Raw genomic sequence first — 7,908 nt, 5'->3', positions numbered from 1 at the left:
CGGCATCACCCTCGCCGCCGTCCTGATGCTCGCCGGGCTGCGTCGCGGCGTCGCGCCCGTCCCGCTGCGCCGGATCGCCGCGGACGTGTCGCGGCTCGTGCTCGCCGCCGCGGGGGCCTGCGCGGCGGGGACGCTCGCCGCCGGGGCCCTGGACGCGCCGCCGGTCGTCCGCCTGGCGGCCGGCGGGCTCGCGGTCGCCGCCGCCTTCGCCGTCCTCGCCGTCCTGGCGGGACCCGACCTCGTCGCTCCATGGATCGCTTCACGGCCGCTCGGTGGGCGCCACCGGCGCGGCCGCACCGAATCGGGGGACACCAGTGAGCAAGTCGACAGAACCGAGTCATCTGACCGGACCGGCCCATCTCCCGGCACGGACGGCCGAGGGCATCCGGCACGCGCCGCCGGTGCTGATGTACCACTCGGTCGACCACTTCGATGAGGACCCGCACCTGGTGACGGTGTCGCCGGCGCGGTTCGGGCGGCAGATGGCCTGGATGCGGGCGCACGGCCTGCGCGGCGTCGGCATGCGCGAGCTGCTGGACGCGCACGCCGCCGGACGGGCCCGCGGCCTGGTCGGGCTCACCTTCGACGACGGGTACGCCGACTTCGCGACCCGGGCCGTCCCGGCGCTGGTGCGGTACGGGTTCGGCGCGACGGTGTTCGTCGTGTCCGGGCGGATCGGCACCTACAACGCGTGGGACGACGGTCCGCGCAAGCCGCTCATGACGGCCGAGCAGATCCGCGCCGTGGCGGACGTCGGGATGGAGGTCGCCTCGCACGGCCGCCACCACGTCTCGCTCCCCGAGACGGACGACACCGAGCTGCGCGAGGAGCTGGAGGAGAGCCGCGCCGTCCTGGAGGACCTCATCGAAGCCCCGGTCACCGGCTTCGCCTACCCGTACGGGCACGCCACCGCCCGCGAGGTCGAGGCCGTGCGCGCCGCCGGATACGACTACGCGTGCGACATCCGGCCCGAGGAGCCGGGACGGCACGCGCTGCCGCGCACCTACGTCGGCGACCGGGACGGCCCGCTGCGGCTGCGCGTCAAGCTCGTCCGCCACGAGCTGCGCCGGAGGAGCCGCGTGTGACCCGGGTCCTGCACGTCATCACCGGCCTGGACCACGGCGGCGCCGAACGCCAGCTCGCGCTGCTGCTGCGCCACCTGCCGGTGTCCTGCGAGGTCGCGACCCTCACCCGGGCCGGCGCCCTCGGCGCGGAGATCCGCCGCTCGGGCGTGCCCGTCCACGAGATCGGGATGCGCGGCAACCGGGACCTCGGGGCGCTGCCCCGGCTGGCCCGGCTGATCCGCCGGGGGCGGTACGACGTCGTCCACACCCACCTCTACCGGGCGTGCGTGTACGGCCGGATCGCCGCGCGCATGGCCGGGGCGCCCCGCGTCATCGCCACCGAGCATTCGCTCGGCGAAGGCCACATCGAGGGGCGCGCCACGACGCGCGGCGTCCGGGCCCTGTACCGGGCCACCGAGCGCCTCGGGTCCGCGACCGTCGCGGTGTCGCCCGCCGTCGCCGACCGGCTCCGCGCCTGGGGCGTGCGCCCCGGCCGGATCGTCGTGATCCCGAACGGCGTCGACGCCGCCGCGTTCGCGTTCGACCCGGCCCGCCGGACCGCGACGCGCCGCCGCCTCGGGATCGGCCCTGACGAGCCCGTCGTCGGCGGCGTCGGGCGCCTCGTCCCGACGAAGCGGTTCGACCTGCTGGTCGAGGCGGTCGCGCGGCTGGACGGCGTCCGGCTGCTGCTCGTCGGCGCGGGCCCGGCGCGGGAGGCGCTCGCCCGGCTGGCGCACGAGCGCGGCGCCGCCGGCCGCGTGGTCTTCGCCGGGGCCACCTCGGACGTCGCGGGCGCCCTCGCCGCCATGGACGTGCTCGCCGCGCCGTCCGTCCAGGAGACGTTCGGGCTCGGCGTCCTGGAGGGGCTGGCCGCCGGGCTGCCCGTCCGCTACACCGCCTGCCCCGCCCTCGACCACCTCCCGCCCGGCGACGCCCCGGACGCCCGCCGCCTGCCCTCCGACGCCGGGGTCTGGAGCGCCGAACTCGGGCGCGTCCTGCGCGAACCCCGCGACCGGACGCGGGTGGCGCCGGCCGTCGCCCGCTACGCCGTCGCCGAGCGGGCCGCCGAGCTCGCCCGGCTCTACCGCCCCGACCCGTTCGCCGGCGGGGCCGAACCGATACGAGAAAGGGCTCATGATGCAGCGACGTGACGCCAGGAGGAGGCCGCCGAGACCGCCGAGGACGGTGCGCCGGGCCGGCCGGGCCGGCCCGGCCGCCCGGCGCCTGCGCGGGCTGGTCACCGCGACGGCGCGGCGCTTCGGCCTGCCCATCGCGTTCGTGCTCGCCGGGTTCCTCGGCGGGCTCGGCTACGCCGTGTTCGCGCCCACCACCTACACCGCGACGGCGTTCGTCCTGGTCGTGGACGCCGGGAAGGGCCAGTCGGGCCCGGCGGCGGTCAGTTTCGCGCAGGCGTTCGGGCGGCTCGCGCCGCTCCCGGAGACCCTCGCCTACTCCTCGCTCCCGCTGCCGGACGGGGAGAGCGGCTCCACCCGCGAGCACATCCAGGCGTCCACCTCGCCGGACACGCCCCTGATCAAGCTCTCGGGCAGCGGCCGGACGGCCCGCGACGCCGCCGCGTACGCCAACGCCGCCGCCGACGCGCTCGTCCGGTACGGGACGTCCCACCGCTCCGACACCGGCGTCCGCGTCGCGCTGATGACGCTCGCCGAACCGCCCGCCGTGCCGTCGTCGCCGAACCTGCCGCTCGGCGTCGCCGTCGGCACCGCGTCGGGGATCCTGCTCGCCGGGCTGGCGGCCGCCGTCATGAGCGGACAGCGCGGGCGGGCCGGACGCCGGGAGCGGAGCCGCGTCCCGTCGGCGGCGGGAGCGGCCGCCGTCGCCGGTCCCGTCCCCACCGGACGCGTGGAGGTGGGCTCGTGACCGTGACCGCGCCCTCCCTGCTGACCGCGCCGCCCGGCGCCTCCACCGAGTGGTCGGCCGAGGTGCACCGGGACGAGCAGGCCCTCATCGCCCTGGCCGACGACCTGCGCGACCTCTACGAGCGCAGCCCGTCCGCGACGCCCTTCCAGGCCTACGAGTGGATCAAGTCGTGGTGGGGCTGGTACGGGACGCGCGGGCGGCTCCGCCTCGCCACCGTCCGGCACCGCGGCAGGCTCGTCGCGGCGGCGCCGCTGGCGTCGGGCGTGCGGCACGGGTTCCCCGTGCTCGTCCCGATCGCCGCGGACCAGAGCGACTTCACCGACGTCCTGCTCGACCCGGTCCACGCCGACGGCGCCGTCCGGCACCTCGTCCGGGCCCTGCTGGACGAGCGCGGATGGTGCGCGCTCGACCTGCGCGAGGTGCGTCCCGGCTCGGCGGCGCACCTGGTGGCGGCGCAGTGGCCGCGCCGGACGTGGCGGACGCCGTCCTCGGTGTGCCTCGAACTGCCCGCCGGCGGCGGGGACGCCGGGGCCGGCGCCGGGATCGACGCCGTCCTGGACCGGCTCCCGCGCCGCACCGCCGGGAAGATGCGCGCCAAGCTCCGCAAGATCGACGTGCGCGGCATCACGGCGGAGAGCGTCCCGGCGGACCAGGTCCCCGGCGCCGTGCACGCGCTGCTCGACCTGCACGCCCGGCAGTGGCGCGGCCGCCCGATCAACCCCGAGCACACCCGCGGGCGGTTCCGCCGCCACCTCGCCGAGGCGGCCGCCGGGATGGCCCGCGACGGGCGCGCCGCCGTCCTGCAGTACCGGTGGGACGGCCGGCTGGTCGCCAGCGACCTCGTCCTGATCGGGCACCGCCACGTCGGCGCCTACCTCTACGGGGCGCTGCCGGACCTGCGGTCCCGCGTGGACGTCTCGCTGATGATGCTGCGCGAGGACCTCGCCCTCGCCCGGGACCGGCGCCGCGAGGGAGTCAGCCTGCTGCGCGGGGACGAGCCGTACAAGCTGAAGTGGCGGCCGGCGGCCGTCCGGAACGAGCGGATCATCCTCGGGCGGACCGCCCCGGCCGCCGCCTACGCCGGCCTCGCCCGGACCCGCGCGTACCTGTCGGAGCGGCGGCGCGGGGGGCCGGGAGCGCACGCCGGCCTGCCCGGGAGCGCGTCCCCGCTGCTCCATGACTGACCCGCGGGACGACACCCCGCTGCGGATCCTGCACGTCAGCCAGCCGAACGCGGGCGGGGTCGCCGTCTACGTCGGGCAGGCGGCGGGCGACCAGCGGCGGCGCGGCTGGGAGGTGGCGGTCGCCTGCCCGCCGGGCGGCGACCTGCCCGAGCGGTGCATGGCGGCGGGCGTGCCCTGGCTCAGGTGGGACGCCGGGCGCGCCCCCGGCCCCCGCACCCTGCTGGAGGCGCTCAGCCTCCGCCGACTGGTGAAGGGCTTCGCCCCGGACGTCGTCCACCTGCACTCCGCGAAGGCGGGCCTGGCCGGGCGGCTGCTGCGCCGCCCGCTCGGCACGCCCACGATCTTCCAGCCGCACGGCTGGTCGTGGCTCGCCGCCACCGGGCGGACGGACACCCTCAGCCGCCTGTGGGAACGCGCCGGCGCCCGGTGGAGCGACGCCCTGGTCTGCGTCGGGATCGGCGAGCTGCGCGAGGGCGTGAGCGCGGGCGTGCGCGGGCCGTACCGGCTCGTCCGCAACGGCGTCGACCGGCGCCGGTTCGCGCCCGCCGACGCCGCCGCGCGCCTCGCCGCCCGCACCCGGCTCGGCCTGGAGGCCGCCGTGCCGCTCGCGGTGTGCATCGGGCGGCTGACCCGGCAGAAGGGGCAGGACGTCCTGCTCGCGGCCTGGCCGGGCGTCACCGCGCGCTGCCCGTCCGCCCAGCTCGCCATCGTGGGGGACGGCGAGGACCTGGACCGGCTGCGCCGCGAGCGCGTGGCCGGGGTCCGGTTCGTCCCGGCCGTGGAGGACCCGCGCGACTGGCTCTCGGCGTCCAACCTCATCGTGCTGCCGTCCCGTTGGGAGGGGCTGCCGCTGACCGCGCTGGAGGCCCTCGCCACCGGGCGCCCCCTCGTGGGGACGGACATCCCGGGCATCACCGAGGTCGTCCGCCCGGGGCTGGGCGCGCTGGTGCCCGTCGAGGACACCGCCGCGCTCGCCGAGGAGATGGCCGGGCGGCTGCTGTTCCCGGGGATCGCCGAGCGGGAGGGGCGCGCGGCGGTCGCCGCGTCCGCCGCCTACGACATCGGCCGGACGGTGGCGCTCCTCGCGGCCGTCACCCGCGACGTCGCCGGGCTCGGCGAGACCCCCGCGGAGGCCCTGGTGGACGCGCGGGCGGTGGCGGGCGGCCCCGTCCACGGCGGTAGCGAAGCCGGATGGGAAGGCCTCACCGGCTTCGGCGACTTGGAGGGCATGATCGACGTTTGGACGGAGGGCGGCGTGGGCGGGATCGGCGCGGAGGGAGCCGGAACTGCCGACGCCGGGGCGGCCGGCGCGGATGTGGCCGGTGGGGACGTGGCCGGTGCGGATGTGGCCGGTGCGGAGGCGGCGGGCGTCGGGGTGAACGGGCCCTTGCCCGGGGGCGGCGGAGCGGTCACGCCGCCGAACAGCTCCCGGTAGACGGCGGAGGAACGCGGGTTCCCGCCGCCGCACGACCAGACCCCGTGCGGGCAGTAGTCCGTGATCGACTGGTAGACCACGTCGTGCGACATGATCCAGTCGTGCATTCCCCGTACATAGGCGGGATTGTCGGAATTGCGAAACAGGCCCCATTCAGGAAACGAGAGGGGCTTGCCGCGCGCGGTCGCGAACTCCGCCTGCTCGCGCAGCCCGTAGGGCTCGTCGACGAAATCCTGGAATGACTTTCCCTCGGGTTGGTCGTAACTGTCGGAACCGATGATGTCGACGACGTCGTCACCCGGATAGCAGTCCGTCCACGGGATCGCGTCCTGACCCCGCGTCGGCGCGAAATCGAAACGGAAGCGCGCGCCCCGCACCGCGCGCATGGTGCCGACGATCCTGCGCCAATAGGCCTTCCACGCTGACGGGTCCGGGGCGCACCGTCCGGCGTAGACCTCGCCGTTCATCTCCCAGCCGAGGACGATGACCGCGTCGCCGACGCCCAGGGAGACGAGCCGCCTGGCGAGCGTGCGGTAGTGGCCGTCGAACGTGCCGCGCATGCCGCCGCGCAGCAGCGAGGCCAGCACCGGCACCGGGATCCCCGCCTCGTTCGGCGCCATCATCGGGACGTTGAGGACGAGCATGCGCCGCTGGTCGGCGGCCTTCCAGTGCGCCCACGCGGCCAGCATGCCCCGCGGCCCCTCGATCGCCCCCCAGTCGTCGCCCGGCAGGTAGGTGCGCCCCACCGTCACGGTCGAGCCGAGCCAGCGCTCGAAGCGGGCCACCCGGGCCACGCCCTCCGGGCCCGACCCCAGAAACGCCCCCAACGGCACATGTGCCGCCCATCGGTGAATTGCCCGGGGCTGCTGCCACGTCACCAGTGCCGACGCCATGAGGGCGAACAACACCACGGATGCGGCCAGAATAGGAGGGAGCGGACACCAGAACGGCGACCTTTTTCGCCGGGGTTCGAACGGCCGCCCTGCCGAATGGATATCCGCAGCTCGCATGCGTATCGTATGCCCTCGGGAGCCCGCTGCGAAAAAGTCGGCGGGGCGGAAAACGTGAAAATTTACCGTGGGGAAGGGATGTCGTGCGCCGCGATACGAGGGAATGGGCCTGAGCGAATGTTCTTCGACAGCCGGCCGCGGGCCGCGCAGCCCCGCAACGCGCGCCTCGACCCGGGCCTTCCCGCCCTGCTGCTGCGCACCGACCGCAACCTGTTCCACCACGGCACGCTGGCGGTGATCCGCAGCCTCGGCCGCGCCGGGGTCCCGGTGCACGCCATCCTCGAGGGGCGCGGCAACCCCTCGTCCCGCTCCCGCTACCTCTACCGCGGGCACCCCTGGGGGCCGCCCGCCGAACGTCCGGACGAACTGCTGGCCCACCTGCGGACCATCGGCGAGCGGATCGGCCGCCCCGCCCTGCTCGTCCCGATGGACGACGCGGGAGCGATCTTCGTCGCCGAGCACGCGGACGGCCTGCGGCCCCACTTCGTCTTCCCCCGCCAGGACCCCGGCGTCCCCCGCGGCGTCGCCGACAAGGCCCGGCTGCTGGAGGCGTGCCACCGGCACGGCGTCCCGTGCCCGCCGAGCCTCACGCCCGAGTCGGCCGCCGACGTCGACGAGGCCGCCGCCGCGCTCGGCCTGCCGCTGATCGCCAAGTGGGCGCGGCCGTGGCGCATGCGCCCCGGGATGCGCAGCACCACGCTGGTGCCCACGCTCGGCGAGCTGCACCGGCTGTTCGCCGCCACCCGCGAGCGCGACCCGCACGGCGGCGCGGGCCCGCTCGTCCTGCAGCGGCGCATCCCGCCCGCGGGCGGCGACTGGTTCTTCCAGGGCTACTTCGACGAGGACGGCGACTGCCTGTTCGGCGGGACCGGCCGCAAGCACCTCGCGCACCCGCCCCAGGCCGGGCACACGGTCGCGGGGGAGTGGGTCGCCAGCCCCGAGCTCGAACGCCTCGCGGTCCGGATCGTCCGGCTGCTCGGCTGCCGCGGCCTCGTCGACCTCGACTTCCGTTTCGACGCGGCCACCGGCGTCCACCACCTGCTGGACTTCAACCCCCGCATCGGGGCGCAGTTCCGGCTGTTCACCGACCAGGACGGCCTCGACCTCGCGCGCGTCCTGCACCTGCACCAGTCGGGCCGGCCCGTCCCCGACGCGCGCCCGGCGCCCGGCCGCCACCTGCTCGTGGAGAACCACTACCTCGCGCGGTCGGCCCGGCGTCCGCGCCCCGGAACACCGGATCCCGGAACACCGGATCCCGGAACACCGGATCCCGGAACACCGGATCCCGGAACACCGGATCCCGGAACACCGGATCCCGGAACACCGGATCCCGG

General features: G+C 76.4%; 7 protein-coding genes and 2 pseudogenes. 8 read left to right on the top strand and 1 reads right to left on the bottom strand.

Annotated features, from left to right (window positions below; all coding sequences use genetic code 11):
• From AB0K37_RS36330 to AB0K37_RS36305, 6 genes and pseudogenes are all read left to right on the top strand, one after another.
• A pseudogene (locus AB0K37_RS36330) lies at positions 1-436 on the top strand (hypothetical protein); the annotation flags it as partial.
• Complete coding sequence (locus tag AB0K37_RS36325; protein WP_363989094.1) at positions 408-1,085, top strand: polysaccharide deacetylase family protein; 678 nt, start codon at positions 408-410, stop codon at positions 1,083-1,085. The pseudogene AB0K37_RS36330 and the gene AB0K37_RS36325, both read left to right, overlap by 29 nt.
• Positions 1,082-2,215, top strand: coding sequence for a glycosyltransferase (locus AB0K37_RS36320; protein ID WP_363989088.1), 1,134 nt, complete (start codon positions 1,082-1,084; stop codon positions 2,213-2,215). Before AB0K37_RS36325 ends, AB0K37_RS36320 begins: the two co-directional genes overlap by 4 nt.
• Entirely contained in the window at positions 2,199-2,945 is a 747-nt protein-coding gene (locus AB0K37_RS36315; RefSeq protein ID WP_363989085.1) for a Wzz/FepE/Etk N-terminal domain-containing protein, read from the top strand. The genes AB0K37_RS36320 and AB0K37_RS36315 overlap by 17 nt, the downstream gene beginning before the upstream one ends.
• A complete protein-coding gene (locus AB0K37_RS36310; protein WP_363989082.1) occupies positions 2,942-4,129 on the top strand; it encodes a GNAT family N-acetyltransferase in 1,188 nt (395 codons plus the stop codon). The genes AB0K37_RS36315 and AB0K37_RS36310 overlap by 4 nt, the downstream gene beginning before the upstream one ends.
• Positions 4,122-5,564 (top strand): glycosyltransferase, encoded by a 1,443-nt coding sequence (locus AB0K37_RS36305; protein ID WP_363989079.1) that lies wholly within the window; start codon positions 4,122-4,124, stop codon positions 5,562-5,564. Before AB0K37_RS36310 ends, AB0K37_RS36305 begins: the two co-directional genes overlap by 8 nt.
• A 233-nt stretch (positions 5,565-5,797) precedes the next feature.
• Here AB0K37_RS36305 and AB0K37_RS36300 read toward each other — a convergent pair.
• Positions 5,798-6,031: pseudogene (locus AB0K37_RS36300) on the bottom strand (glycosyl hydrolase); the annotation flags it as partial.
• Positions 6,032-6,122: 91 nt separating this feature from the next.
• Between AB0K37_RS36300 and AB0K37_RS36295 the strand changes: the two are divergent.
• Together AB0K37_RS36295 and AB0K37_RS36290 are read left to right on the top strand one after the other, a co-directional pair.
• A complete protein-coding gene (locus AB0K37_RS36295; protein WP_363989097.1) occupies positions 6,123-6,299 on the top strand; it encodes a hypothetical protein in 177 nt (58 codons plus the stop codon).
• An 826-nt stretch (positions 6,300-7,125) separates the two neighbouring features.
• On the top strand, positions 7,126-7,908 hold a 783-nt coding region (locus AB0K37_RS36290), incomplete at its 3' end, for a pentapeptide repeat-containing protein (protein ID WP_363989091.1).

Origin of the sequence: Actinomadura sp. NPDC049753 (assembly GCF_040674655.1) — a bacterium.
GTDB classification, from domain to species: Bacteria; Actinomycetota; Actinomycetes; order Streptosporangiales; family Streptosporangiaceae; genus Spirillospora; species Spirillospora verrucosospora.
The sequence above is the reverse complement of the archived record's forward strand: the minus strand, read 5'-3'. Positions and strand labels throughout refer to the sequence as shown.